The sequence below is a fragment of the Thermodesulfomicrobium thermophilum DSM 16697 genome (genome assembly GCF_059568695.1).
In genome coordinates this window covers 49,828-74,625 of record NZ_JCANTW010000012.1, presented here as the reverse complement: position 1 = coordinate 74,625, position 24,798 = coordinate 49,828, and the positions used below count along the sequence as shown (strand labels likewise).

Sequence of the window (24,798 nt, the reverse complement as noted above, 5' to 3'; positions counted from 1 at the left end):
ACTCTTCCTTCCGGTTATTTGGAGACCACGTCCGCGATGGAGAAAATGGGCAGGTACATACTGATGACCAGGCCGCCCACCACCACACCCAGAAATACGATCATCACCGGCTCGATAAGCGAGGTGAGGGATTCCACGGCCACGTCCACCTCGTCGTCATAGAAGTCGGCGATCTTCCCGAGCATGGTGTCCAAAGCACCCGTGGCCTCACCGATGGAGATCATGTGAATGACCATGGGCGGGAACACCCCGGTCTCTTCCAGAGGCTCCGCCAGGGTCTGGCCTTCAGCGATGGACTTACGCGCATCGAGCACGCCCAATTCCACGGTTTTGTTTCCCGAAGTCTTGGAGACGATGTCGAGGGCGTTCAGAATAGGCACGCCGCTGGAGACCATGGTGGAAAGAGTACGGCTGAACTTGGCCACCGCGGCCTTGCGAAGGAGCGGGCCAAACACCGGCAAAAAGAGCACCCATCGGTCCACCAGGATCTGCCCCTTTTCCCAGCGGTAAAAAAGCTTGAAGGCCACAAAGGCGGCCACAGCACCGCCGAGGAGAAGCAAAAAGTTGTTGACGACAAAATTACTCAAGTTGATGACGAACACCGTGGGCGCCGGCAGGCTTCCCCCCATGGACTCGAACATGGTCTTGAAGGTGGGGATGACGAAGATCAGGATCACGGCGATGACGGCAATGGCCACGGTCACCACCACCGCGGGGTAGATCATGGCCCCTTTGATCTTGGCCTTGAGCTTGGCTGCCTTTTCGATGTAGTCGGCCAGGCGCAAGAGTACCTGGTCCAGGATACCGCCGGCCTCACCGGCATTGACCATGTTGGTGTAGAGGGAATCGAAGATATCCGGATATTTTTTGAGGGCATCGAACAACGAGCTTCCGCCCTCGATATCGGCGCGGATACTGTAGAGGCGCCGCCGCAGCTTGGGGTTTTCCGTCTGCTCGCTCAAAATTTGCAGGGACTGGAGGATGGGCACGCCGGCATTGATCATGGTGGCGAATTGCCGGCTGAAGACCACCATGTCGCGATCGCTGACCCCGCCTTCCAGGAAGGTGCCTTCCAGAAGGTCTTTGGGCTTGGGCTTGACCTTGATTTCCTGGTAGCCTTTACGCCGCAGGGCGGCTTCCACGACATCCGCGGACGGGGCGTCCATCTCCCCCTTGAGGGTCCGCCCGCCGCGGGTCTTCACCCGGTACAGAAAAATGGCCATACGCCCTCCTGGTCGTGCTGTCGCACCAATTCCGCCAGCAGCGCCGCATCGACATCCACCAGCGGCAATTCCAAAGCCTGGCGTGGCGAAAACCACCCCACATGCTGCCCTTCCCGGGGCACAGGTTCCCCTTCCCAGGAAGCGACGTGAAACACGGCAAGCCTCAGGACCGAATCCCTATCCCGTTTCTCCACGCTTTTCCAGAGGCAAGCCGCACGAACCGTGATCCCCAATTCTTCGGTCAGCTCACGGGAGAGCGCGGCATGCAGGCCCTCTCCTGCATCCACCTTGCCGCCGGGGAACTCCCACAGCCCCCCCAGACGCTTGCGCTCCGGCCTGCGGGCAAGGAAGATCTCCGGGCCGCGGCGGGCCAAGATCCCGGCCACCACGAGCATCACGTGCGCCTCTATCCCGGCAGACACCGTTCCAACTCCTGAATCTCCCGCTCCAAATAGGCAAGGTCCGTCATCAGGTCTTCGGCCGCGCGAGAGAGCTCGGCAAAACGACGCCCAAGCTCCTGCGCGAGGGCAGCGTCCGCGTAGGTGGCAGGGTCGGCCAGCTGGATTTCGACCTCTCCGTGTTCCGCAAGGACTGCGTCGAGCTGCGCATCCAAGGCCGCGTAGCGCTCCCGCAGGGGTTTGAGCTGCCGAGAGATGCGGTTACGGGCTTCCGCCTGCTGCCGGCGCTGCGCCTTGAGCTCCTCCCGAATGGCAGGCCGCGATGCGGCTTTGGTCGGGGTGGAAGGGGTGTCCGCCGACGCCGCGCTGGCGGCATCCGCCTTACGGCGCATGTATTCTTCAAAGCCGAAGTGATGCGCCACGATGCCCGAGGGGGTGAGCTCCCAAATCTCGTCCGTGACCTGGGAGAGGAGGTAGCGATCATGGGCCACCACCAGCACCGTGCCGGAATAGCTCTCCAGGGCCTCCACCAGGGCCTCGCGGCTTTCCATGTCCAGGTGGTTGGTCGGCTCATCGAGCACCAAAAAATTGGCGCGCTTGAGGAAGAGATGGGCAAGCACCAAACGGTTCTTCTCCCCGCCGGACAGGGCCTCCACCTTCTTGTCCCAATAGCTCTCTCCCAAAAGGAAGAGCCCGAGCACGGACTTGAGTTGAAAATCCGTGCACGCCGGGGAGGCCAAACGCTTGAGTTCCGCCAATACCGGAAAGTGCGGGCGTAGAACCTCCGTTTGATGCTGACTGAAATAGCCGATGGTGATGGACGATCCGACACTCACCGAGCCGGCGGTGGGCTCTAAGTGCCCGGTGATGAGTTTGAGCAGCGTGGATTTTCCCCGACCATTGGGGCCCACTAAAGCCACCTTCTGCCCGCGGTAAAGATGAAAATTGAGATTGGCGAAAAGCGGCGCGTCGGCGAAGGCAAATCCCAAGTCCACCGCAGAGACCACGGTCTGGTTGCCGGGGTCCGGTTCCGGCCAAGAAAAGGAGAGGGAACGCGCCCGGCGCGCTGGCTCCATGTCCTGGAGCTGATCCTTGAGGCGGGCGATCTGCCCGAGCCGACTCTGGGCCTGGCGGGCCTTGGTGGCTTTGTATCGGAAACGATCCACAAAGGCCTGCTTGCGGGCGATCTCCTCGCGGAGCTTGGCGGCCTCCCGCTGGGCCTGGGCGGCCCGCTCCTCGAACCACTCTACGAATTGGCTGAAGTTGCCGTCCCGAAGCAGGGGCTTACCGCCGCCGAGAAAAAGGGTCTTGGTGGCCACCCGGTCCAAAAAGTAGCGGTCATGGGCCACAAACAGCACCACGCCGGGAAACTGGGTCACGTAGCTTTCCAGCCATTCCACGGCGTCCAGGTCGAGATGATTGGTGGGCTCGTCGAGCAACAGGATGTCCGCGCCGGCCACCAGGACCCGGGCCAACTTGGCCCGCTCCCGCCAACCGCCGCTGAGCGCCTCCACGGGCCGCCGCAGCGTCGTGGGGGCAAAACCCAAGCCCGCCAAAATGGCATGGGCGCGGTGCTCCGGATTGTAGCCGTACTGGGCCTCCAACTCCGCCTGGCGCGCGGCCAGGCGCTCCAGGGCCGCAGTATCGCCCGCGTCCACTGCGGCACGCCACTTCTGCCAGAACTCCCCCCACGAAGGGATGGTTTCCAGAACGAAGTCTTCCAAAGCCATGGCCAATTGGTCGGCCGAGAGCTCCTGCTCCACATAGCCGACGCGGCTTCCGCGGGGGATATGCACGCTTCCGGCGTCGGGCTCCACTTCTCCGGCCACGATCTTGAGCAGCGTGGATTTACCGCAGCCGTTGGGCCCCACCAAGGCCAAGCGGGTCCCGGCATGGACCTCCAGGGAAAGACCAGTAAAAAGATCGCGGCCGCCAAAAGACTTGGAGACCGCCTGCAAGGTAATCCGCGACATTTACTGAGCGCCGAAGAACATATCCAATTGGGCCACCAAAGACTTGATGGCCGAAAGGATGCGGGCTTCGGAAAAGTCCTTGGCCAAAAACTTGGTCTGGATGAGGAAGTATTCTTCGCCTTCTTCACCGATGGGGGGGGTAATGGTCATGCACGCGTCCAGTAACTGGGCGCTGATGGCCAGCATATCCAAGAGGTCTTCCCGGTCCGCCTCGCTCACCGGGCCCAGGGACAAAGAGACGCTCACCGTGGGCACGTCGTACGTCCCCACATTGGATTCCAACACCACAAATCCACTGACGTCATCCTCTTCGATATCAAAGCCCCATACGGCGCCCTCTTCAGTCACATCTCCCAAGAGTTCCCATTCGGAAACCACGCGGGGAAGCACCCGTTCGATGTCTTCCACGTACTGCTGCAATGCTGTGCTCATTGATTTCATATCCTTGATAATGGGTTATGCCGCCAAAATATAGTGGCGGCCTGCTTTGTAGCCGCGGCGTTCCAAAAACGCCGCCACGCGTTCCCGCCCTCCACGGCCTCCCACATACGATACAAGGAAGTCCTGCCCGACAGACTCCATTGCATACCACGAGTATACGGGCTTTCCCGAGAGCGTTTTGCCGATTTTTGCCGGATCCACGTCGAGAAAGGCGCGGATTTCCACCCCATGGGCTTCCAAAAGCAGGGCCCGCCGTCGGGAAAGCCGCCCTGCGCCCACCACAACAACGCGCTCGTGTCCTTGGCTATGGAGCCAACGGGCCAAATACCGGGCCTTGATGGCGTAAAAGGCCTCGGAATCATAGCGTGGATCCGTGCGCGACAGCCGCGTGGGCGGATCATTCCAAACAAGAAGTTCCTGCGGCACCTTGGCCATGCGGACCCCTGCATCGAGCCAGCGCAAGATGAGCTCGTAATCCTCGGGGAAGGGCCCCTCATAGAAGCCCCCCAAAGAGCTGGCAAGAGGCCGGCGCCACATGAGGCTGGGGTGGGCGAAGGGAGACTCAATGAAGCGGGAGCGGGAAATGGCCTCCTCGTCCACCACGGAATTGGTCCAATCCACGTACGCCTTGTACCCACGGGCACGCACCGCGTCCCCGCCAAAGCGCACCAAACAGCCCACCAGGCCGATGTGCGGGTGGTCCTCCAAAAAGCGCACCTGCTCGGCAAAACGCGCCGGCAAGCACACGTCATCGGCGTCCATGCGGGCGACAAACTCCCCCCGGCTTTGGGCCAAACCAAAATTGACCGTAGCCACGAACCCCTCGTGAGGACGGAAAAACGGCCGCACGCGGCGATCCCAAGAGGCGTAACGGTGCAGGACTTCGGCCGTGGCATCGATGGAGCCATCGTCCACGGCAATGACCTCCATATCGCCCAAGGTCTGCGCGAGCAGGCTCTCCAGGCACGCCGGAAGGGTGTCTGCAGCCTGGTAACATGGCAACACTACGGAAACACGAGGGCTTCCCATTCTCCTCCCTTTACAAAATCACCGGCGTAGTGTCTGCACACGGCATGACGCCCTTTGCGCATGCCCTCATCCGGTGGTTTACAGCAAACGCCCGGCCGCTTCCCTGGCGCGCAACCTACGACCCGTACCACGTATGGCTGGCGGAGGTCATGGCCCAGCAAACACAAATGGACCGGGTCGTCCCGTACTTCACGCGCTTCGTGTGTCAAATCCCCCATATCCCGGCCTTAGCCGCCGCGCCAGAGGCGTTGGTGCTCAAACTCTGGGAAGGGCTCGGCTACTACCGCCGCGCCCACCACCTCATGGCCTGCGCCCGCGTCCTGTGCCAAGACTTCGGCGGCGAACTCCCCAGGCATCCCCAACTCCTGCGCCGTCTTCCCGGCATCGGTCCCTACGTGGCCGCAGCCATTGCCAGCATCGCCTACAACCAGGACGTGCCAGTGGTAGACGCCAATGTACTGCGGGTGGTGGCGCGACTTCGCGCCATCCGGGCCCCCATCACTGCCGCGGACACCCGGCAAACCGTGGAGACCTTTTGCCGCGAGCATCTCCCCCCCGGTCAGGCGCGCCTCTTCAACCAAGGGCTCATGGAACTGGGGGCCCTCGTCTGCACCCCCAGACACCCCCGCTGCGAGGACTGCCCGATGGCGCCCCAATGCCGCGCCGCCCAGGACGGCACCACCCAGGACCTCCCCGTGCGGCCGCCACGCCCCCAGGTGATCCGCATCACCATGGCCACAGGCCTCATCTGGCACCAAGGCCGGGTGCTCGTGCAAAGGCGACGGCTGGACGACGTCTGGGGCGGCCTGTGGGAATTTCCCGGCGGCGTGGTGGAAGCGGGCGAGCGCCCCGAAGCCGCCGTCTGCCGGGAGATCGCCGAAGAAACCGGTCTGACGGTGGAAGCGCCTCGACTGCTGGGCGTCTTCCGGCATAGCTACATGCAGTACCGCGTCACGCTGCACGCCTTTACGGTCCACCTTGTCAGCGACCCCAACCACCTGGCCCTCACCGAAGCGGAAACCGCCCGCTGGGCCACCTGGGACGAAGTGCGCGCCCTGCCCTTTCCCGCCGGACACCGAAAGTTGGTGCAGGCCTTGAGCCGAAAACAGGCCCATCCCCATCGGGACTGACATCCCTGCACGTCTCGGGGGCACACGCTCCTCACAGTCAGGCCCCTGACACGCCCCTCGGCCCCCTCGTCAGCCCATCATCCATCCTTTGGATATCCAAAGATCTTTTTCTGCGGCAACCTTTTTGCATATTCCTTGGCCAGGAGGTATCTCATGCCGCAGTCCTATTGGTATCTTGGACTTCCTCAGGCCATCGCCCAGTCCCTCGAAGTTATGCTGTCCGCACCCATGGCCGCCGCCGATCCTTCAAAATTCGGGGATATTCGTGAAGATACGGCCATCTTCGTGGCAGCGTCCACCTGGGACTCCGTGCCCCGCAACGCCCGCCGCGTGCTGGAACAAGGGGGGCTTGCCTGCGTGCTGGTGGCGGACACCACCGCCGAGCACGCCCTGGAACTTTTTGCCGCCGGCCGCTTCGTGGCGGTGGTGACGCTCCCCCTGACCGCGGAAAAGATCAGCACCCTCCTTGAACAGCTGCGGGAGATGTTCCGGATCAGCGAAGACATGCGCAACATGGCCAAAGAGATCACCCTGGAACGGGAACTCTTGGTGCGCAAAAACGAAGAACTCGCCTTTCTCAACGGCGTGCTGCGCAACGCATCGGCCACCCTGGAGATCCACCAGGTGCTCTCCGCCTATCTCCACGCCGTCACCACCCTGGTGCCTGTACACCAGGCCGCCGCGGTCCTGTGGGAATCCACGGGAAACGGCCTGGAGGCAGACTTTCTCCTTCCCCACGGCATCCCGGAACTCCAAGAACAATGGATCAATCATCTCGGCCGCGTCATGGAGCGGCTGGGCGGCGGTATTGCAACGGCCTTTCGGCGGCAAATCCTCGAATGGGGAGAACCTTTGCAGCACCCACCCCACAAGGCCGAACTCTTTACCCAGGCCCTCCAGACGACCCAGGGAGGCACCTTCGGCGCCCTCGTACTCTGCACCCAAGGGGTCCACACCTTGGGGCGAGATCGATTGCGCACCCTGCACGCCGCAGCCAACCACGTGGCCCTGGCCCTCCACAACGCCCTGCGCTTTCGCCGCGTCAAGGCCATGGCAGATCACGACGGCCTGACACACATCGCCAACCGCTATGCCTTCGACAAACGGCTGCGGGAAGAGATGAAACGCCACCAGCGGCACGCACAGGAACTCAGCCTGCTCATGCTGGACCTGGATTTCTTCAAGGCCGTCAACGACACTTACGGCCACTTGGCCGGCGACATGGTGCTGACCCGCGTGGGACAATTGCTGCAGCGCACCTTGCGGGAATCGGACTTTCCGGCCCGGTTCGGCGGCGAAGAATTCATCGTCCTCTTGCCGCAGACCAGTGAAGAACAGGCCTGGGTCCTGGCCGAACGCCTCCGCGACCTCATTGCCCAGGAGCGCTTTTCCTTCGAAGGCAAGACCTTCCGGGTGACGGCCTCCATCGGCGTGGCAGGCATGCGCCCCGGGGCCTTCACCCCGCCGGAGGCCCTGGTGCACGAAGCCGACCAGGCCCTCTACCGGGCCAAGACCGGCGGCCGCAACATGGTGTGCGTCTCGTCCTTAGGGGAGGCCTCAGCCCCGATCTGCGCCCACTCGTAACGAGGACGGGATCTCGGTGAGATCGAGGATGGAGTTGTCCGCAGCAGCAAAGGAACAGTAGCGGTAGGCATCGGCCTTCCAATCGTTTTCCCAGCGACTCCCGTCGAGCAGATAACGGAAGGCATACCGTCGACCGCCGGGGAGCTCCACCACAGCCCGGAAATTCCCTTGCTTGTCCCGTTTCATGGGCAGGGCCCCGTCCATCCACCGGGTAAACTCGCCCACCAGGGCGGCACTCGTCGCCCCCCCGCTCTCTTCGGCGGAAAGCGTAAAGGTGACCTTGAATTTCTTTTTGGACTTCAGGTACTTCTTTTCAATGGCCATTGGGATCCCCCTTCGGTGACACCTTCTCCGCCACCGACGTACACTCCAAATCGGGACAAAGCTCTTGGTACAACGCCACGTACTGCCGCGCTGACCGCTCCCAGGAAAAATCACTCTCCATGGCCCGACGCTGCATCTCCCGCCAAGCCTCCCGGTCCCGCCATACCCGGACCGCCTCGCGTACGGTCTCCACCAAACGGTCCGCCGTGGCAGGGGCGAACATGAACCCCGTGGCGTCTTCCAACGGGTAGGGGACGATGGTGTCCCGCAAGCCCCCCACAGCCGTGGCCACCGGGATCGTGCCGTAGCGCATGCTGTACATCTGGGTGAGCCCACACGGCTCGTAGCGGGAGGGCATGAGAAAGATGTCCGTCCCGGCCTGGATGACATGGGCCATCTCTTCCGTATATCCCACCACGGCGGCCACTTGGCCGGGGTAGTCTTCCACCGCCTGAAAAAGCCGGGCCTCGTATGCGGGATTTCCTTCCCCCAAAACCACCAAGCCCACGTCAAGAGCCATGAGCATGGGCAAGGCATCAAGGACCATATCGATGCCTTTTTGACCACGCAGCCGCCCCACAAATCCAAGCACAGGCCGGTCCAAAAAATACGCCGAAAGCCCTACCCGCTCCAGCATATGCATCTTGCACTGCATTTTGCCGCGCACGTCCGTGGCGTCATAACAGCAGGGAAGAAACGGATCCCGCGCCGGATTCCAAACATCCTGATCCATTCCGTTGAGAACGCCGCTTACCAGGTCGCGGCGGCGCTGGAGCAGGCCCTCCATGCCACAGCCAAATTCTGGGGTGAGGATCTCTTCGGCATAACTGGGGCTGACCGTGGTGATGCGGTCCGCATACGCGATGCCTGCTTTCATATAGTTGAAACTGCTATAGAACTCGACGCCGTCCATGTGCCATGCCTCCGCCGGGAGCCCGGACATGGCAAAAAGCCGGTAGGAAAACCGCCCCTGATACGCTAAATTATGGATGGTAAATACAGTCTTGACATTCCACCAAAATGGATCCGAAAATCTGGCGAAATGGATATACGCCATGGCTAATGCTGCATGCCAATCGTGGGCGTGAACGATGCGTGCCCCAAACCCCATGTTGTGAATAAGGGAAAGCGCCGCCCGGCAAAAAAAGATGAAACGTTCACCGTTGTCGAAATAGTCGCCTTTGGATGTACAATAGTAGCCACGGCGATCGAAATACTCCGGGCGTTCAATGAAATATACGGCCACGTCGTGGTAGTCCGCCGCATACACGTCGAACGTGACTTCTGGCCACGGGAACCCGACAGGGCAGTTTTCATGCACCAGACGCACGGGATATTTCCCCGTGCTCAAACGGCCATACAAGGGCGTCACCACCGCCACCCGTACCCCCAACCGCCGCAAGGCCACCGGCAAGGCACCCAAGACGTCCGCCAAACCACCGCTTTTGGAGAACGGGAAGATCTCCGAGGTGATGAGCACGACATCATGCGGCGGTGAGGGCATCATAGGCTCCTTGTTCAAGAGAGCACGCGAAATCGTCCAAGATCCGACGGTGGTCAAAGGCCAGCCCCGGAAGGGACTCCAGGGGAAAAAACCGCGCGCACCGGGCGTCATCGCCGCCCACAGGGCACGCATGCCCCGGGACCCGCGCCACGAACACGACACTCATGGTATGGAACCGGGGATCGCGATCCGGGTCCGAATACACCCCGAGCAGGACGAGGCGGTCCACCTCAAGCCCGGTCTCCTCGCGCACTTCCCGCCGTGCCGCGGCCTCCACACTCTCGCCATAGTCCACGAATCCACCAGGCAAAGCCCAGCCATGGGGTGGATTCGCCCGCTCCACCAACACGACCCCCTGCTCGGGATGGTAGAGCACCACGTCCACCGTGGGATAGGGGTTACGCGGCACGATCTCCTGGCCGCAATGGGGGCACACAGGCATCTTCGGGTCTCCTTTTGTATTCGTGCCTACCAAAACCGACCAAGAAAGCAAGACGGGGCAACGGCTTCGTCACCATATTGCCATGAAAGACACGCGCAGCTTCCAATGGAAGACCGGCCGAGGCAACACACAGACCGATTTTGGCAAAAGGAAGAACTTGACCTGTTTGAGCAAAGAGGGCGTCCCAAAACTATGTCGCGTCACGCCACCTCCCAGCCCACGATCTGGCGCCTTGTCGTGCTGAACTCCACGCCCACTTCGATGACGGTGACATTCGGGGCGCGGTATTTGGCGGCGTAGTCTTTCTTCTTGAGCTGGGCGAGGGCCGCGCCGGTGGGGGCGTCGCCATCCACCACTTTGAATTCGAACACCCAGACGGTGTTTTCGTAGCGTACGGCCAGGTCGCAGCGGCCGTGGGAGCTTACGTCCTCGGGAATGATGGAAAGCCCCAGGGAGGCCAGGTGGCTGTAGAACACGCTGGCAAAATAGCCCTCGTATTGAGCGATGGGGCTTTTGCGGTACCAGTCCGCCGGGATGCTTGCGAAAAGGCGCTGGAAATGGCCGTGCACAGCCTCGGTATCCCCTTGGGCCAGCCAGTCGTAGAGGTCGAGTCCCGCTTCCCGCACCCGGGTGGGCGCAGGCAGCCAGGCGGTGAGCAGGGCCTCGTTGAGGGCGGTGCGGACTTCGTGGTTGGGCACCCCAAGAAAGTACGCCGGCCCGGCGGGGGTGGGGCGGGAAGACTGGATGGTGAGGTATCCGGTCTGCCAGAGCAGGGCTTCGGGTTCGATGCGGTCCACGTCGAAGGCCGAAAGCAGGGCTTCGCTGGCATAGAGGCGCTCGAGACGCGGGGTGAAGAACTGATGCCGCATGAGCCACTCCACGAGAAAGGTGGGGGTGGCGGTCTCGAACCACCAGGAGCGGAACTGGCGTTTGTCGAAAAGCAGCAGTACGTCAAAGGGGTTGTACACCATCTCCTGCGCCCCCCAGTGGTAGCCGTTGTACCAGGCGCGCACCATGTTCCGGTCCAATGGACGCCCGTCCTGGGCGGCGGCAGCGAACTCCGGGGCGAAGACCGTGTCCAGGTCCGCCTCGGTGTAGCCGCAGAGGGTGGCGTAGCGGTCGTCCACGGTGATGTCGTTGAGGTTGTTGAGCCCGGAAAAGAGGCTCACCTTGCTGAATTTGGACACCCCGGTGAGGAAGACGAAGCGCAGGTCCGCGTCCCGGCCCTTGAGTACCGAGTAGAGGTTGCGCAGGCCCTCGCGCATGGCCCGCGCCGTGTCCGGGTCGGTAAGGTTATCGAGAATGGGTTTGTCGTACTCGTCGATGAGCACCACGGCCTGGCGCCCTTGCTGCTCTGCCGCACGGGTGATGAGCTGACCAAAGCGCAGGTGGACGTCTTTGGGCGCAGGATCGATGGACACCCCGAGGCGCCGCGCATTTTCCGTCAGGGCCTCATGGATGTGTTCTTCCAACTGGGCTCCCTGCTGCAGCCGCCCTTCGGCAAAGGAGAGCCGCACCACCGGATGGCGCCGTTCCCAATCCCAGTGATTTTCCAGGTACAGCCCAGTGAAGAGCGTGCGACTTCCGGCAAAGGCCTCGGCCAGGGTGTCGAGAAACAGGCTTTTACCGAAACGCCGGGGCCGGGAGAGAAAGTAGTACCCGCCGTCTTCGGCGAGCCGCGCCACGAAGGGGGTTTTATCTACGTAGTAGCAGTTTTCTTCGCGGATCTTGGCGAAGGTCTGGATGCCGATGGGCAGTTTTTTGCGCGCCATAGCCACCTCGGGATGAGCAAAGATATTACGCTTTGGATACCCTGGCCAAGGGAAAAGTCAAAGCACTCGGACAGAGCATCCGCAAGGACCTCCAAGCGATACCCCACACGATACTCCGCACGCTTCAGGACTCTGTCCCCATGGGGGGGGACATGGGCGACGCGTCACACCGCGCTTCCCTGATCCCAAAAGCAAAACCGGCCTGTGCATCATACCACACAGGCCGGCTTTGGCAAAAGGAGGAAGTTCGCTTCTTTTCTAGCAAAGGTTGGGCCAAAGGAACTGTTTTTTCTTTAACCGAGGATACACGGGTAATTCCGGAACCGTTCCTGGGATACTGAAGTACAAACTTTTGTACCCAACCCCTTTACCATCTTGATTCACCGTAAAAATATTAAACCACGTCGCCCCACACTGCCAGTTGTGCTCGCGGCACAGCCCCTTCCCGCAACACCCGAATCGCGCCGTGTTCCACGACCACAATGGTGGAAGGCTTACCACCTGTGGGCCAAGGACGAGCGCTCACCAGCGGGATGTCTTCGCCCAGCACCGCCCGGTCCACCTCCTCGGGCCGCGCCGGGGCAGGCTCGCCGCTCACGTTGGCGCTGGTGGCCACCAACGGCCCCCCGCAGCCCAGGCACAAGGCTGCGGCCACAGGGTGCGGGGTCATGCGTACCGCCGCCCGGCCTTGCGCGTCCATGGTCTCAGGTGCCAGCGCCTGACGGCACGCAAGCACCATGGTGAGTGGTCCCGGCCAGAAGGCGTGGGCAAGGGCGCGCGCCGCTTCCGGCAAGAGGAAAAATTCCTGAACCATCTCCCAGCCCGAAACAATGAGAGGAAACGGCTTGCCTTCCGGCCGACTTTTGCGCCGCGTCACCATGGCGCAGGCGTGGACTTCCGTGGCCAAACATCCCAAGGCATACAAGGTTTCCGTAGGATACACCACACACCCGCCCCTGCGCAGCCAGGCCACGGCCTGATCCACAGAATCCCACTGCATCACTGCTTCCTTGTTACCGCCATTCGGAGTTCCTCGTCCCCTTGCCAGAACACGCGGCAAAATTTACCGGCATAACTGTCTCTCCCAACAAGGCAGCCCCAGCCATCAAGGCATCAAGCGACCTGGCAAGCTCTTTGCTACTTTCCGGACATCTTCCAAGGAGACGGCCATGAAAATCACTGCCCTCACCCCTACCCAGCAGCAGGCCCCCACCGCCAAGACCAAGGCCAACGGCGATTTCGCCTCGGTGCTTGCCCAACATACCCAAGCCCCCACTGCGACCCAGCCCGCTATGCCCCCGACGGTCCTCGGGATTCAAGCCACCCTGGCGCAGGAGACGGAGCGAACGGTCATGAAACAGCTCACCGCACTCATGGATCAATGGGACGCTTATGCCTCCTCGGTGGAGCAAGCGGATCTCAAGCAGGGACATGCCATCTTGAACGCCATCCACCAAAATCTCGCCGCAGTCAAAGAAACCGCCAGTGCCGCCCCCAACCTGGACGCCCGGCTGCACGAGATGGTCAACGAGCTGGAAGTGCTCGGCGCCGCAGAAGAAATCAAGTTCAACCGCGGGGACTACCTCTAAAGCCGCTCTCCAAGCCCGACAAGTGCCGCCCGCACGGCGGCGGTACGCACGGCGGCGCGGTCTCCGGAAAAATGAAAGGAACGCGCCGCACAGGTATCCTCCACAACCCACGCCATCCACACCAGCCCTACCGGCTTGGCAGGCGTCCCTCCTCCCGGGCCGGCAATGCCGGAGATGGCCACCGCTCCCGAGGTCCCAAGCACCCGACATACCCCACGGGCCATGGCGATGACGCACTCGGCGCTCACCGCGCCATGGGCGGCAAGAACTTCCTGGGGGACTCCCAGGACCGTAGTTTTCACGGCATTGGCATAGGCCACAACCCCACCGGCGAACCAGTCCGAGCTCCCCGCCACAGCCGTGAGCGCCCCTGCCACCAAACCGCCGGTGCACGACTCCGCGGTGGCGAGCATCACTTTCCGCCGGCGGGCGGCCTCACCAACCAGCGCGGCAAGCGCACAAACATCCTCAGGAACCATTCTTGCCTCCACTATTCCAATACTCCGGAACGTCACCCCATCCGCCTGCGCCTGCATGCAAAAACGCGCCAGGTCTTCCCCGGCGTCTTGACTTGCAGACGCCACGCCCCATGAGAGAATATCCATCATCACGCAAGGAGGTCTTTCTATGCACGTTCTCGACGCTATCCGTACTCGGCGCAGCATCCGCAAATTCACGCCCGAACCAGTCAGTCCAGACCAGATTCAAACCCTGCTCCAGGCAGCCATGATGGCACCCAGCGCCGGCAATGCCCAGCCATGGCAACTCATTGTCATAGATGACCGCAGCATCTTGACACAAATCCCCGAAATCCACCCCTACGCCGCCATGAGCCGGGAGGCCGCGGTGGGCATCCTTGTATGCGGAGACCTCTCGCGCGAAAAGTACCCGGGATTCTGGGTCCAGGACTGCGCCGCGGCGGTGCAGAACATCCTGCTGGCGGCCCATGGTCTTGGGCTGGGCGCGGTATGGACAGGCATCTATCCCGACGAAGCCCGCGTGAGCCGCTTTCGGGAACGCTTTTCTCTGCCGTCCAACATCGTTCCCTTGGCGTTCATCCCCGTGGGACATCCGGCGCAATCCCCCAGCGCTGCGGATCGTTTCGACCCCGCCCGCGTGCACCACAATACCTGGGGCGCCCCCTGGAAATAGGCGTCCACCAGAATGGTTTCTCCTTCGCCCCGCAATGCCCCGCAGGCGGGGCATTGCCTTCTCGATGCCGACGCCCCTCCACGCACCGGCCGCACCTATCCCTGAAAACACCACAAGAATATCTCAAGAACCGTCCCAGAAGGTTTCCTTACTGAGGCAGAGCTATATTTTTTACAATATTGACAAAGAATGACAACTGCGGCATAGTCCATAAAAATACCAAATGCTTACCAAGCGATATCCTCAAACCATTGCTTCACCGTCGCATCCACCTCCAAGGCTCTTTCTCACTGCTTGCGCGGTACAAGTAAACAACAACCATGCCTATGTCACAACATTCCTCTTCCCATGCTCCTTTCTCTCCAAACGGCCTCTACCTCCTTCATATCAGCATCCACGGTCTCATCCGCGCCCATGACCTGGAACTCGGTCGGGATGCGGACACCGGGGGACAAACCCTGTATGTGGTCGAGCTTGCCCGAGCGCTGGCAAGGCGCCCTGAAGTGGGCCGCGTGGACCTCTTGACCCGCCGCGTCGTGGACCCCAGCGTCAGCGAGGACTATGCCCAACCATCGGAGATGCTTGCCCCCAACGCCCACATCATACGCATCGACTGCGGTCCGGAAGAATACATCCGCAAAGAAGAACTCTGGGACTATCTCGACTCCTTCGCCGACAACGCCGTCGCCTTCCTGCGGGCGCAGCATCGCCTCCCCGACATCATCCACACCCACTATGCCGATGCCGGTTACGTGGGGGTACGCATGGCCAACCTCCTTGGGGTGCCCTTGGTGCATACCGGCCACTCTCTCGGCCGGGTCAAACTCCGCCGCCTCATGGCCTCCGGCCTCAAGCGGGACGCCATCGAAGCACGCTACCACATGGCGCGGCGGATCGAAGCAGAAGAGCACACCCTCGCGACCGCCTCACTGGTCATCACCTCCACCTCCAACGAGATCGAAGAGCAATACGGCCTCTACGACCACGCTCATCCCGAACGGATGGTGGTCATTCCTCCGGGGACGGACCTCCAACGCTTCACCGCACCTGACGGCAGCGAGCTCGACACCCCTATCGCCCGCGAAGTTTTCCGCTTTCTCCAAGAACCCCACAAACCCATGATCCTGGCCTTATCCCGGCCCGATGAGCGCAAGAATATCGCGACATTGGTCCAGGCGTACGGCGAATCTCCAACGCTCCAGAATCTTGCCAACCTGGTAGTGATTGCTGGCAATCGGGACGATATCCGCGATCTCGACACCGGCGCCCAGTCCGTACTCACGACCCTGCTCCTCGATATCGATCGCTACGACCTCTATGGCAGGGCGGCCTACCCCAAGCACCACCAATGGGAGGATGTCCCCATCCTCTACCGCCTGGCTGCGGCCCTGAAAGGTGTCTTCGTGAACCCCGCCCTCACCGAGCCTTTTGGGCTGACCTTGATCGAGGCGGCGGCCAGCGGGCTCCCCATCGTCGCGACTTCCGACGGCGGCCCGAGGGACATCATCGCCAATTGCGGCAATGGATTTCTCATCGACCCGCTCAACCCCGAAGAGATCGCCGCCACACTCACCACCGTGCTTCAAGACTCCACACTGTGGACGCAATGTGCGACCCAAGGGCTCGCCAATGTGCGCAAACTCTACTCCTGGGACGCCCACGCCGCACGTTACCTCGAAGCCATCACACCGCTACTCGAGCACTCCCCAGCCATCCAGCCGCCACTGACGTACCAACGCCCGCTGTATTCCGATCGGGCCATTGTCTCGGATCTGGACCAAAACCTCTTGGGAGACCCCGACTCCTTGGCGGACTTCACGACCATGGTGCGTACGCACCGCAAACGCTCCCTGTTTGCCATCGCCACTGGGCGTTCCTTGGAATCCAGTCTCAAGGTCATGCGCCGCTACAGGCTCCCCATGCCGGACGTTCTCATCGCCCGCCTGGGCACCGAGATCTACTACGCTCCCGACTACGATCTCGACCGCATGTGGGCCCGACACATCGATCACCTCTGGGCCCCAGAAGCAGTGCGCGCCATCCTCGACGATCTCCCCGGCTTGCTCCGACAACCCAAGGCCGAACAAAGCCGCTTCAAAGTAAGCTACTATATCGATCCGCAAACCGCGCCCTCCCTCGAAGAAATCACTCATCTCCTCCATCAAGGGGAACAAACGGTGCGCACCATCCTGTCTTTTGGACAATATCTCGACATCGTGCCGATTCGGGCCTCCAAAGGCTTTGCCTTGCGCTGGTTCGCCAACCAGTGGGATATCGCCCTGGAGCGGATCTTGGTGGCGGGCGGCTCCGGTGCGGACGAAGATATGTTGCGGGGAAATCCCATGGGAGTGGTCGTCGCCAACCGCCACAACGACGAATTGCGCGCCCTGGCCAAGACCGAGCGCATCTATTTCGCACACGCGGCCTACGCCCGCGGCATCCTCGAAGGCATCTGCCACTACGACTTCTTTGGCGCGTGCCGGGACCCGGAGGCGGACAACACATGAGCACACCTATCCGCACTTCCCCGCCAGTTCTCCTGCTCGCCACCGATCTCGACCGCACCTTGATCCCCAACGGGGTGCATCCCGAGTCCCCGCAGGCCCGCGACCGTTTCCGCCGTCTGGCAGCCCGGCCGGAGGTTCGGCTCGTCTACGTCACCGGCCGCCACCTCGCCTTGGTGGAAGAAGCCCTGCGCCACTATCAGCTGCCTGCCGCCGACCTCATCATCTGCGATGTGGGGACTTCCATCTACCTTCCCCAAGGCCGAGACTGGGAACCTTGGCGCACATGGACGGAAGCGCTGCGGCGCTGCTGGCCAGAAGGCCGCCGAGACGCCCTTGCCGCCGCCATGGCGGACATCCCGACGCTGCGCCTGCAGGCTCCGGAACAACAAGGCCCTTTCAAGCTGAGCTACGAGACTTCCGCCATAGAGGACCCGCGCCCGCTGCTTGCGCAGATCCAAACCCGTCTTGCCGCCTGTGGAAGCGGCAGCCGTGTGGTGTGGAGCATCGACGAAACCACCGCCACCGGGCTCGTGGACATCCTACCCGAGTGCGCGGGCAAGCTCCATGCCCTGGAATTTGTGCGCCAGCGCCTGGACATCCCCAAAGAGGCCACCGTGTTCGCCGGAGACAGCGGCAATGACCTGGAAATCTTGGAAAGCGCCATCCCTTCCGTGCTCGTAGCCAACGCCCACGAAGACGTCCGCCGCGAGGCCGTCGCCCGCGCCGCCCGTCTCGGCACCAGCGACGCCCTCTATCTTGCCCGCGGCGGCCCTTGGGGCATGAACGGGAACTACAGCGCTGGCATCCTTGAAGGGGTGCTCCACTTTCACCCCTCCGTCGCCCTTTGGCTTGAGGAGCCCGCATGACGCCCCCTCGTCCCATTCTTTTTGGAGAAGTCCTCTTCGACTGTTTCCCCGACGGAAAACGCATCCTCGGAGGCGCGCCGTTCAACGTCGCCTGGCACCTCACGGGACTGGGCAACGCCCCTCTGTTCATTACCCGCGTGGGCAACGACGCCCCGGGCATGGAAGTACGACGCGCCATGGAAGACTGGGGCATGGATACACGCGGCGTGCAAGTCGACCCAACCCTTCCCACAGGCAGCGTGCGCATCACCTTCGTGCACGGAGAGCCGCAGTACGACATCCTTGCCCATCAGGCCTATGACGCCATCGACGATCCCCTGCTGCCGGATACGCTTCGACCGGCGTTTCTCTACCACGGCAGCCTCGCGGTGCGCGGCGCGGGACAGACGTCCTCCCGCGCAACCCTCCAAACGCTGGCCCAAAAACTGCGTGCCCCCATCTTTCTCGACGTCAACCTCCGCGCCCCTTGGTGGCGGCGTGACGACGTCCTGCGCTGGATCCCCCGCGCACATTGGGTCAAGCTCAACGAGCACGAACTTCTCGACCTCGAGCCCGAAGCAGGCACAGCAGCCCAGCGCGCCTGGCAATTCCTCCGCCGCCACCACCTCCACACCCTGATCGTGACCTTCGGAAGTCAAGGGGCCTTGGCCCTGACCGCCGCAGGGGAAGAACTCCGCGTCCAACCCGACGCCCACATCCCTGTGGTCGATACCGTGGGCGCAGGCGACGCCTTTACCGCCGTCTTCCTCCACGGATATCTCCACCATTGGCCCCTTGCCCAAACGCTTGCTCGGGCCCAAGATTTCGCCTCCGCCGTGGTGGGCGTCCAAGGAGCAACCATCCAGGACCCCGCCTTTTACCAGCATTTTCTTCGTTGTTGGCAGCAGGAACCGCAAACCTCCGGAAACATCTTGCCATAGATGCGTTGTTCCGACAGCACCATTCAAACATCCTGATATTTGGAACCCATATGTACGAACAAATTTCCCATGCCCTTCTCAATGACATCCTTGCAGAACTTCATATCCAAAATGGCGTCTCCATGCGCCACTTCTACACCCGCCTTGGCGCCAATTTCTATTCCATCTATTCTTTATTCAAGTTGCTCTACGGACAACGAGACGACTTTGCCAAGCAAATGACCAAGCTCGTCCAAATCATGGCGCAACGATATCGCGAGCGCAGGCCAGAACTCAAAAGGACTGACCTCTACCGAGAAAAGCATTACAACTGGTTTCTCGATCAAAAATGGGTGGCCATGACCCTCTATTGTGATCGATTTGCCAAAAACATCCAAGGCCTTCAGAAAAATATTCCTTATTTCCAGGAACTTGGGATCAATATCCTCCATGTCATGCCCATGCTCGATTGCCCCCCAGACAAAAGCGACGGCGGATATGCGGTGCGGGACTTCTACCGTATCGCCCCGGATCTTGGGACCATCGAGGACGTGGAAAACCTTGCCCAACGTCTGCACAAGCGGGAAATGCTGCTGGTCCTCGACGTGGTGGTCAATCACACCTCCGATGAACATGTCTGGGCCCAAAAAGCCCGCAGCGGGGACCCCGTCTACCAGGACTACTATTACGTCTTCGACTCCCGGGAAATCCCGGACCAATTCGAAGAAACCATGCCAGAAATCTTTCCAGAAACCGCACCCGGAAATTTCACCTGGTGCGAGGAGATGGGCAAATGGGTCATGACGGTTTTCAACACCTACCAGTGGGACCTCAATTACCATAACCCATCGGTCTTTATTGAGATGGTGGACATCCTTCTCTTCTGGGCCAACCGCGGGGCAGATATCCTCCGACTCGATGCCGTGGCCTTTTTGTGGAAAAAACTCGGCACGCGCTGCCAAAACGAGCGGGAAGCCCACCTGATCCTCCAGCTCATGAAGGACTGCTGCCAGGTCGCTGCGCCGGGGGTGCTCTTTATCGCCGAGGCCATCGTGGCCCCCAGTGAGATTGCCAAGTACTTTGGTGAAGACGCCATCAACGCCAAGGAGTGCGAGATCGCCTACAACGCCACGCTCATGGCCCTGCTTTGGGACACCGTGGCCACCAAGAACGCACGCTTGCTCAAGCAAGGCATCGCCAGTCTGCCCCATAAACTCGAACGGGCCACCTGGCTCAACTACATCCGCTGCCACGATGACATCGGCCTCGGTTTCGACGACGCCGACATCCGGGCCGTAGGCTACGAGCCCGCAGCCCACCGACACTTCCTCATCGAGTGGTTCACGGGCCGCTACCCCACCTCCAATGCCCGAGGGCTCCCCTTCGGCGAAAATACCAAGACCGGGGATACGCGTATCTCCGGAACGTTAGCCTCCCTCGTGGGACTGGAGGCCGCTCAAGCCGCAGGGGACGAAGCCGCCGTCGAGACCGCCATCAGGACCATCGTGCTCCTGCATAGCATCATCCTTTCCTTTGGCGGCATTCCGCTGCTCTACTACGGCGACGCCATCGGCACGCTCAACAATCTGGAATACCTCGCCGATTCCTCCAAGGCCCAGGACAGCCGCTGGGCCCATCGTTCGGTCTTCGACTGGGACAAAGCCGCACGGCGGCACCAAACCGGCACCGTAGAGCACCGCATCTTCTCCGCCCTCAAGCACCTCATCGCCCTGCGCAAAAAACTCCCCGCCTTCGCCGACGTTGACAACCGCCAGCTTCTCCAGCTGGACAACCCATACGTGCTCGCCTTTTCCCGCACCGACCCCCAATGCAGCCGCAACCAGGTGCTCGTCGTGGCCAATTTCAATGACGCTGACCAATCCTTGCCTCTGGCGCCACTGCAGCACTATGGATTTTTCCATGCCGGAACGATGAAGGATGTCTGCAGCAACCAAACAATCACGGCAGGCGAGCACCACGTCAGCATTCCCGCGCTCACGTGCTATTGGCTGGTGGCGTAGCCCCACAACGATACCCACTCGCCTCGATACGCTTCCCCAGGAGGTCCCATGAGCGCCCCCACCCTTTTGGCCCGGGCTTTCCTCCAACGCTTTGCCGAACGTTTCGCGGCCACCAACTGCGGACGCGTGGCCGGAGGACTTGCCTTTACCACGCTCCTCGCCATGGTGCCATTGGCCACAATGATGCTGCTTTTTTTACGCAATGTTCCAGCATTTGCACCCTTGGGAGAAGCACTGCGCGAATTCCTCACCGCACACCTACTTCCAGAAACCGCGGCAACCCTCATCACCCGCTACACCGAGGATTTCACCACCAACGCCGGACGCCTTACCGCCTTCGGGCTCGGAATGTTGATGGTCACTGCAGTGATGCTGCTCGCCACCATTGAAGACGTCTTCAACGCCGTATGGAACGCCCGCCGCTCGCGCGGATGGATACAGCGGATTACGCTGTACTGGTTTATGCTCACCGCCGGCCCATTGATGACTGGCGGCGGCATCGCCGCAGCGCGAGGGCTCGCACGCAAGGCATCCGCCTTTGCGGGCAACGCAGCCTGGTCCGAACACCTGTTGGCCGTTTTCGTCCCCTTTGCCCTCTTGTGGTTCTTTTTCAGTTTTCTCTACTTTGCCGTGCCCAACCACCCCGTGCGCGCCCGCATCGCCACCGGGGCTGGGCTCGTGGTGACCATCGCCTTTGCCCTCATCCAGCGCGGCTTCACCACGTTCATCACCTCCATGACCTCCTACACCATCATCTACGGCGCCATCGCCGCCGTACCCATCTTCCTGCTCTGGCTCTACACACTGTGGTTACTCATCCTCTCGGGCGCCATTGCCGCCGCAGCCTTTCAGGAAGCCAGCGCCGAGGTCCCCAGCCTACCGCCTTTTGCCGGACGCCAAGCCATGGCCGCAGTAGCCATGCTGGAGACTCTTTGGGCCGCTCACCATCATGGCCGAGGCGTCGCCAACCTTGGAAACGCTGCGCACCTCCCCCCGCACCACGCAGAGCCCATCCTCGAACGAATGCGCTCTCTGGGGTGGATCGACCGCACGCAAGACAATCTCTGGGTCCCCGGCATCGCCCCGCACGCCATAACTCCAGGCCACGTCTTCGCTGTCTTTGCCGTGGACGCGACCGCTTGGAAGGCCCACGCCCCCACTGCGGCCACTGCCGCCATGGGGGAGGTCATCGACCGCGGCCTCGCCCCGCTGCACCGCCCGTTTCCGCAATGGATGTCTCCCTCGGCTTCCCTCAAGGAAGGCGAGCCCTCCACGTAGCCGCAAAAAACCGGTGTTTCCCCAGCACGCAAAAACGCAGGGCCGGGAAAAACCCGGCCCTGAACTCCACAAACGATGCAGAGGACTTCCCCCAAAGGCATGCAAACTTACATCCCCTGGCCGCAGCACTTCTTGTATTTCTTGCCGCTGCCACACGGACAGGGGTCGTTACGCCCCACTTTGGGTTCAGCGCGGCGCTGGGTCTGAGGCCGCGCGTCGGCCTCCTCGCCCGGGGCCTGATACTGCACCGCCTGAGTCTCTTCATGGCGCAGTTCCTGCGGGACCGTGACCTCCACCTTCAGATGAGTGAGTGCCCGCAACGAGCCTTCACGGATGCGGAAGAGCATATCTTCGAAGAGCTCAAAGCCCTCGCGCTTGTACTCCTGTTTGGGGTCGCGCTGGGCGTAGCCCCGCAGGCCGATGCCTTCCTTGAGGTAATCCATCTGGAGCAGATGCTCCTTCCAGGCGCGGTCCAGCGTATCGAGAACAAAGAAGCGCACGATCTCCTGGTAGTGGTCCGGCGCGGCCTGCCGGTGCGCATCGAAAATACGCTCCACCAGGGCCTTCGCCTGCTCCCGGGGGACGAACACCGCTGTCTCGGGGGCATCCGCGCCGTCCTCCAAAGGCATGGCCCGGCGGATGGCCAGAATCTCATCCACCTTGGCCGCCACCTGGGCCTGAATTTCCGCCTCGTCGTCGCCGCGGCGGCGGTTTTCCCACGGCTCATACAGGGCATCCAAAAGGTCGTCGAGGAACTCCGCAAGCAAATCGTCCAAATGGGGGGCGGTCATGACCTCACGACGCAGCGAGTAGATGACCTCACGCTGCTGGTTCATGACGTCGTCATATTCCAAGAGCTGCTTGCGGATCTCGAAGTTGTACCCCTCCACCCGTTTCTGGGCGTTTTCGATGGAGCGGGAAATGAGGGGATGTTCGATGGATTCGCCCTCGGTCATGCCAAGTTTTTCCATGAGCCCGGAGATCCGCTCCGAGCCGAAGAGCCGCATGAGCGCATCGTCCAAGGCGATGTAGAACCGGCTCTCACCCGGATCGCCCTGACGGCCGGCACGGCCGCGCAACTGGTTGTCGATGCGCCGGCTCTCGTGACGCTCCGTGCCCAGGATGAAGAGCCCTCCCAGCTCACGCACCCCTTCGCCGAGCACGATATCCGTGCCGCGGCCCGCCATGTTGGTGGCAATGGTCACCCGACCGCGCTGCCCGGCCTCGGCCACGATCTCGGCCTCCTTTTCGTGCTGCTTAGCATTGAGCACCGCATGCGGGATGCGACGCTTGGAGAGAAGCCCGGAGAGCATCTCCGATTTTTCGATGGAAGTGGTGCCCACCAGAACCGGCTGGCCCTTGCGGTGCAAGCGCTCGATCTCCGCCACGATGGCGAGATATTTCTCCCGCTGGGTACGGTAGACCACGTCGGGATGATCAATGCGGATCATGGGCTTGTTGGGAGGGATGACCACCACCTCCAACCCGTAGATCTGCTGGAACTCCACCGCCTCGGTGTCCGCAGTACCGGTCATGCCCGCAAGCTTTTCGTACATACGAAAATAGTTCTGGAACGTAATGGACGCCAAGGTCTGGTTTTCCGCCTCCACGGACACCTTTTCCTTGGCTTCCAAAGCCTGATGCAGGCCGTCACTGTAGCGGCGTCCGGGCATGAGTCGGCCCGTGAATTCGTCGACGATGATGACCTTTCCATCTTTGACGATGTAGTGATCGTCCCGTACAAAGAGGTGATGCGCCCGCAAGGCCTGCAAAATATGATGCTGCAAGGTGATGTGCGCAGGGTCAAAGAGGTTGTCCACCTGCAATATTTCTTCGCAGCGGGCGACGCCTTCGTCGGTGAGCGCCACGGTACGGGCCTTTTCATCCACGCTAAAATGGATATCTCGCGTCAACAGAGGAATAATGGCGTCGATGCGGGCATAGAGTTCGGTGGGTTTGTCGCCAGGGCCGGAGATGATGAGCGGGGTACGGGCCTCGTCGATGAGGATGGAGTCCACTTCGTCCACGATGGCGAAGTGAAGCTCGCGCTGCACCAGTTGTTCGGCGTAGAACTTCATGTTGTCGCGCAGGTAGTCGAAACCGAACTCGTTGTTGGTGCCGTATGTGATGTCCGCCGCGTAAGCGGCCTTGCGCTCTTCGTCGGAAAGGCCGTGGACGATGACGCCCACCGACAGGCCCAAAAACTGATAGAGCTGTCCCATCCATTGGGCGTCACGGCGGGCCAGGTAGTCGTTGACCGTCACCACGTGCACCCCGCGACCGGTGAGGGCATTGAGCACCACCGGCAACGTCGCCACCAAGGTCTTGCCCTCGCCGGTCTTCATCTCCGCGATCTTGCCCCGGTGGAGCGTGATGCCGCCAATGATTTGGACATCGAAATGGCGCATGCCCAAGACCCGGCGGCCGGCCTCCCGGGTGAGGGCAAAGACCTCAGGGAGCAGGCTGTCGAGATCCCGGCCCTGGGCCACCTCGGCGCGCAGCTCCGCGATCCGCTGGCAAAACGCCGCATCAGGCAAGGGGGCGACTTTGGCCTCCCACTCATTGACCGCAGCCACCAAGGGCCGCAGCGACTTGAGATACCGATCGTTTTTGGTGCCAAAGAGTTTCTTGGTCAAAAATCCAAACATAGGTCTCCTTGCAGGAAC

Annotated in this window: 21 protein-coding genes; 9 read left to right on the top strand and 12 right to left on the bottom strand. The window is 61.6% G+C overall.

Annotated elements, in window-relative coordinates; translation table 11 throughout:
* Positions 1 to 14 precede the first annotated feature (14 nt).
* Genes BR00_RS03965 through BR00_RS03945 form a run of 5 tightly spaced genes read right to left on the bottom strand, consistent with a single transcriptional unit; the run spans position 15 to position 5,064 of the window.
* Positions 15 to 1,223: a type II secretion system F family protein gene (locus BR00_RS03965; RefSeq protein ID WP_496476321.1), complete on the bottom strand. Its 1,209-nt coding sequence runs from the start codon at positions 1,221 to 1,223 to the stop codon at positions 15 to 17.
* A complete protein-coding gene (locus BR00_RS03960; protein WP_496476320.1) occupies positions 1,199 to 1,645 on the bottom strand; it encodes a (deoxy)nucleoside triphosphate pyrophosphohydrolase in 447 nt (148 codons plus the stop codon). Before BR00_RS03960 ends, BR00_RS03965 begins: the two co-directional genes overlap by 25 nt.
* Positions 1,630 to 3,594, bottom strand: a complete 1,965-nt coding sequence (locus tag BR00_RS03955) for an ABC-F family ATP-binding cassette domain-containing protein (protein ID WP_496476319.1) — start codon at positions 3,592 to 3,594, stop codon at positions 1,630 to 1,632. The genes BR00_RS03960 and BR00_RS03955 overlap by 16 nt, the downstream gene beginning before the upstream one ends.
* Complete coding sequence (locus BR00_RS03950) at positions 3,595 to 4,026, bottom strand: hypothetical protein (protein ID WP_496476318.1); 432 nt, start codon at positions 4,024 to 4,026, stop codon at positions 3,595 to 3,597. It lies immediately after the preceding gene.
* 24 nt (positions 4,027 to 4,050) lie between these two features.
* Positions 4,051 to 5,064: a glycosyltransferase gene (locus BR00_RS03945; protein ID WP_496476317.1), complete on the bottom strand. Its 1,014-nt coding sequence runs from the start codon at positions 5,062 to 5,064 to the stop codon at positions 4,051 to 4,053.
* A 44-nt stretch (positions 5,065 to 5,108) separates the two neighbouring features.
* On the opposite strand from BR00_RS03945, the gene BR00_RS03940 reads away from it, so the two are divergent.
* The gene (locus BR00_RS03940) at positions 5,109 to 6,194 is read left to right on the top strand and encodes an A/G-specific adenine glycosylase (protein ID WP_496476316.1); all 1,086 of its coding nucleotides are present in this window, start codon (positions 5,109 to 5,111) and stop codon (positions 6,192 to 6,194) included.
* A 153-nt stretch (positions 6,195 to 6,347) separates the two neighbouring features.
* Positions 6,348 to 7,778 (top strand): GGDEF domain-containing protein, encoded by a 1,431-nt coding sequence (locus BR00_RS03935; RefSeq protein WP_496476315.1) that lies wholly within the window; start codon positions 6,348 to 6,350, stop codon positions 7,776 to 7,778.
* Here the strand turns inward: BR00_RS03935 and BR00_RS03930 are convergent.
* From BR00_RS03930 to BR00_RS03910, 5 genes are all read right to left on the bottom strand, one after another.
* A complete protein-coding gene (locus BR00_RS03930; RefSeq protein ID WP_496476314.1) occupies positions 7,752 to 8,102 on the bottom strand; it encodes an isoamylase early set domain-containing protein in 351 nt (116 codons plus the stop codon). The genes BR00_RS03935 and BR00_RS03930 overlap by 27 nt on opposite strands.
* The gene (gene glgA, locus BR00_RS03925) at positions 8,092 to 9,606 is read right to left on the bottom strand and encodes a glycogen synthase GlgA (protein ID WP_496476642.1); all 1,515 of its coding nucleotides are present in this window, start codon (positions 9,604 to 9,606) and stop codon (positions 8,092 to 8,094) included. Before glgA ends, BR00_RS03930 begins: the two co-directional genes overlap by 11 nt.
* Positions 9,587 to 10,048, bottom strand: a complete 462-nt coding sequence (locus tag BR00_RS03920; protein ID WP_496476313.1) for an NUDIX domain-containing protein — start codon at positions 10,046 to 10,048, stop codon at positions 9,587 to 9,589. The genes glgA and BR00_RS03920 overlap by 20 nt, the downstream gene beginning before the upstream one ends.
* Before the next feature lie 200 nt (positions 10,049 to 10,248).
* Entirely contained in the window at positions 10,249 to 11,820 is a 1,572-nt protein-coding gene (locus BR00_RS03915; RefSeq protein ID WP_496476312.1) for an ATP-binding protein, read from the bottom strand.
* A 394-nt stretch (positions 11,821 to 12,214) separates the two neighbouring features.
* Entirely contained in the window at positions 12,215 to 12,820 is a 606-nt protein-coding gene (locus BR00_RS03910) for an L-threonylcarbamoyladenylate synthase (RefSeq protein ID WP_496476311.1), read from the bottom strand.
* A 169-nt stretch (positions 12,821 to 12,989) separates the two neighbouring features.
* Between BR00_RS03910 and BR00_RS03905 the strand changes: the two genes are divergently transcribed.
* Positions 12,990 to 13,409, top strand: coding sequence for a hypothetical protein (locus BR00_RS03905; RefSeq protein WP_496476310.1), 420 nt, complete (start codon positions 12,990 to 12,992; stop codon positions 13,407 to 13,409).
* Here the strand turns inward: BR00_RS03905 and BR00_RS03900 are convergent.
* Entirely contained in the window at positions 13,406 to 14,017 is a 612-nt protein-coding gene (locus tag BR00_RS03900; protein WP_496476309.1) for a CinA family protein, read from the bottom strand. The genes BR00_RS03905 and BR00_RS03900 overlap by 4 nt on opposite strands.
* Before the next feature lie 19 nt (positions 14,018 to 14,036).
* On the opposite strand from BR00_RS03900, the gene BR00_RS03895 reads away from it, so the two are divergent.
* The 6 genes from BR00_RS03895 to BR00_RS03870 all read left to right on the top strand — a co-directional run bounded on the left by BR00_RS03895 (position 14,037) and on the right by BR00_RS03870 (position 22,132).
* On the top strand, positions 14,037 to 14,561 hold the full coding sequence (locus BR00_RS03895) for a nitroreductase family protein (RefSeq protein ID WP_496476308.1): 525 nt from the start codon (positions 14,037 to 14,039) through the stop codon (positions 14,559 to 14,561).
* Positions 14,562 to 14,887: 326 nt separating this feature from the next.
* On the top strand, positions 14,888 to 17,068 hold the full coding sequence (locus tag BR00_RS03890) for an HAD family hydrolase (RefSeq protein WP_496476307.1): 2,181 nt from the start codon (positions 14,888 to 14,890) through the stop codon (positions 17,066 to 17,068).
* The gene (locus tag BR00_RS03885; protein ID WP_496476306.1) at positions 17,065 to 17,934 is read left to right on the top strand and encodes an HAD-IIB family hydrolase; all 870 of its coding nucleotides are present in this window, start codon (positions 17,065 to 17,067) and stop codon (positions 17,932 to 17,934) included. Before BR00_RS03890 ends, BR00_RS03885 begins: the two co-directional genes overlap by 4 nt.
* Entirely contained in the window at positions 17,931 to 18,854 is a 924-nt protein-coding gene (locus tag BR00_RS03880; RefSeq protein WP_496476305.1) for a carbohydrate kinase family protein, read from the top strand. The genes BR00_RS03885 and BR00_RS03880 overlap by 4 nt, the downstream gene beginning before the upstream one ends.
* Positions 18,855 to 18,904: 50 nt before the next feature.
* Positions 18,905 to 20,854, top strand: coding sequence for an amylosucrase (locus BR00_RS03875; RefSeq protein WP_496476304.1), 1,950 nt, complete (start codon positions 18,905 to 18,907; stop codon positions 20,852 to 20,854).
* A gap of 48 nt (positions 20,855 to 20,902) precedes the next feature.
* On the top strand, positions 20,903 to 22,132 hold the full coding sequence (locus BR00_RS03870) for a YihY family inner membrane protein (protein WP_496476303.1): 1,230 nt from the start codon (positions 20,903 to 20,905) through the stop codon (positions 22,130 to 22,132).
* 107 nt (positions 22,133 to 22,239) lie between these two features.
* On the opposite strand, the gene secA is transcribed toward BR00_RS03870, so the two are convergent.
* The gene (gene secA, locus BR00_RS03865) at positions 22,240 to 24,780 is read right to left on the bottom strand and encodes a preprotein translocase subunit SecA (RefSeq protein ID WP_496476302.1); all 2,541 of its coding nucleotides are present in this window, start codon (positions 24,778 to 24,780) and stop codon (positions 22,240 to 22,242) included.
* Between the last annotated feature and the right edge of the window lie 18 nt (positions 24,781 to 24,798).

Excerpts from the sequence above, each read along its gene's own strand:
- BR00_RS03965 (WP_496476321.1), bottom strand. The coding sequence starts at position 1,223 with ATGGCCATTTTTCTGTACCGGGTGAAGACCCGCGGCGGGCGGACCCTC.
- BR00_RS03955 (WP_496476319.1), bottom strand. The coding sequence starts at position 3,594 with ATGTCGCGGATTACCTTGCAGGCGGTCTCCAAGTCTTTTGGCGGCCGC.
- BR00_RS03950 (WP_496476318.1), bottom strand. The coding sequence starts at position 4,026 with ATGAGCACAGCATTGCAGCAGTACGTGGAAGACATCGAACGGGTGCTT.
- BR00_RS03945 (WP_496476317.1), bottom strand. The coding sequence starts at position 5,064 with ATGGGAAGCCCTCGTGTTTCCGTAGTGTTGCCATGTTACCAGGCTGCA.
- BR00_RS03940 (WP_496476316.1), top strand. The coding sequence starts at position 5,109 with ATGACGCCCTTTGCGCATGCCCTCATCCGGTGGTTTACAGCAAACGCC.
- BR00_RS03935 (WP_496476315.1), top strand. The coding sequence starts at position 6,348 with ATGCCGCAGTCCTATTGGTATCTTGGACTTCCTCAGGCCATCGCCCAG.
- BR00_RS03930 (WP_496476314.1), bottom strand. The coding sequence starts at position 8,102 with ATGGCCATTGAAAAGAAGTACCTGAAGTCCAAAAAGAAATTCAAGGTC.
- glgA (WP_496476642.1), bottom strand. The coding sequence starts at position 9,606 with ATGCCCTCACCGCCGCATGATGTCGTGCTCATCACCTCGGAGATCTTC.
- BR00_RS03920 (WP_496476313.1), bottom strand. The coding sequence starts at position 10,048 with ATGCCTGTGTGCCCCCATTGCGGCCAGGAGATCGTGCCGCGTAACCCC.
- BR00_RS03915 (WP_496476312.1), bottom strand. The coding sequence starts at position 11,820 with ATGGCGCGCAAAAAACTGCCCATCGGCATCCAGACCTTCGCCAAGATC.
- BR00_RS03910 (WP_496476311.1), bottom strand. The coding sequence starts at position 12,820 with ATGCAGTGGGATTCTGTGGATCAGGCCGTGGCCTGGCTGCGCAGGGGC.
- BR00_RS03905 (WP_496476310.1), top strand. The coding sequence starts at position 12,990 with ATGAAAATCACTGCCCTCACCCCTACCCAGCAGCAGGCCCCCACCGCC.
- BR00_RS03900 (WP_496476309.1), bottom strand. The coding sequence starts at position 14,017 with ATGATGGATATTCTCTCATGGGGCGTGGCGTCTGCAAGTCAAGACGCC.
- BR00_RS03895 (WP_496476308.1), top strand. The coding sequence starts at position 14,037 with ATGCACGTTCTCGACGCTATCCGTACTCGGCGCAGCATCCGCAAATTC.
- BR00_RS03890 (WP_496476307.1), top strand. The coding sequence starts at position 14,888 with ATGTCACAACATTCCTCTTCCCATGCTCCTTTCTCTCCAAACGGCCTC.
- BR00_RS03885 (WP_496476306.1), top strand. The coding sequence starts at position 17,065 with ATGAGCACACCTATCCGCACTTCCCCGCCAGTTCTCCTGCTCGCCACC.
- BR00_RS03880 (WP_496476305.1), top strand. The coding sequence starts at position 17,931 with ATGACGCCCCCTCGTCCCATTCTTTTTGGAGAAGTCCTCTTCGACTGT.
- BR00_RS03875 (WP_496476304.1), top strand. The coding sequence starts at position 18,905 with ATGTACGAACAAATTTCCCATGCCCTTCTCAATGACATCCTTGCAGAA.
- BR00_RS03870 (WP_496476303.1), top strand. The coding sequence starts at position 20,903 with ATGAGCGCCCCCACCCTTTTGGCCCGGGCTTTCCTCCAACGCTTTGCC.
- secA (WP_496476302.1), bottom strand. The coding sequence starts at position 24,780 with ATGTTTGGATTTTTGACCAAGAAACTCTTTGGCACCAAAAACGATCGG.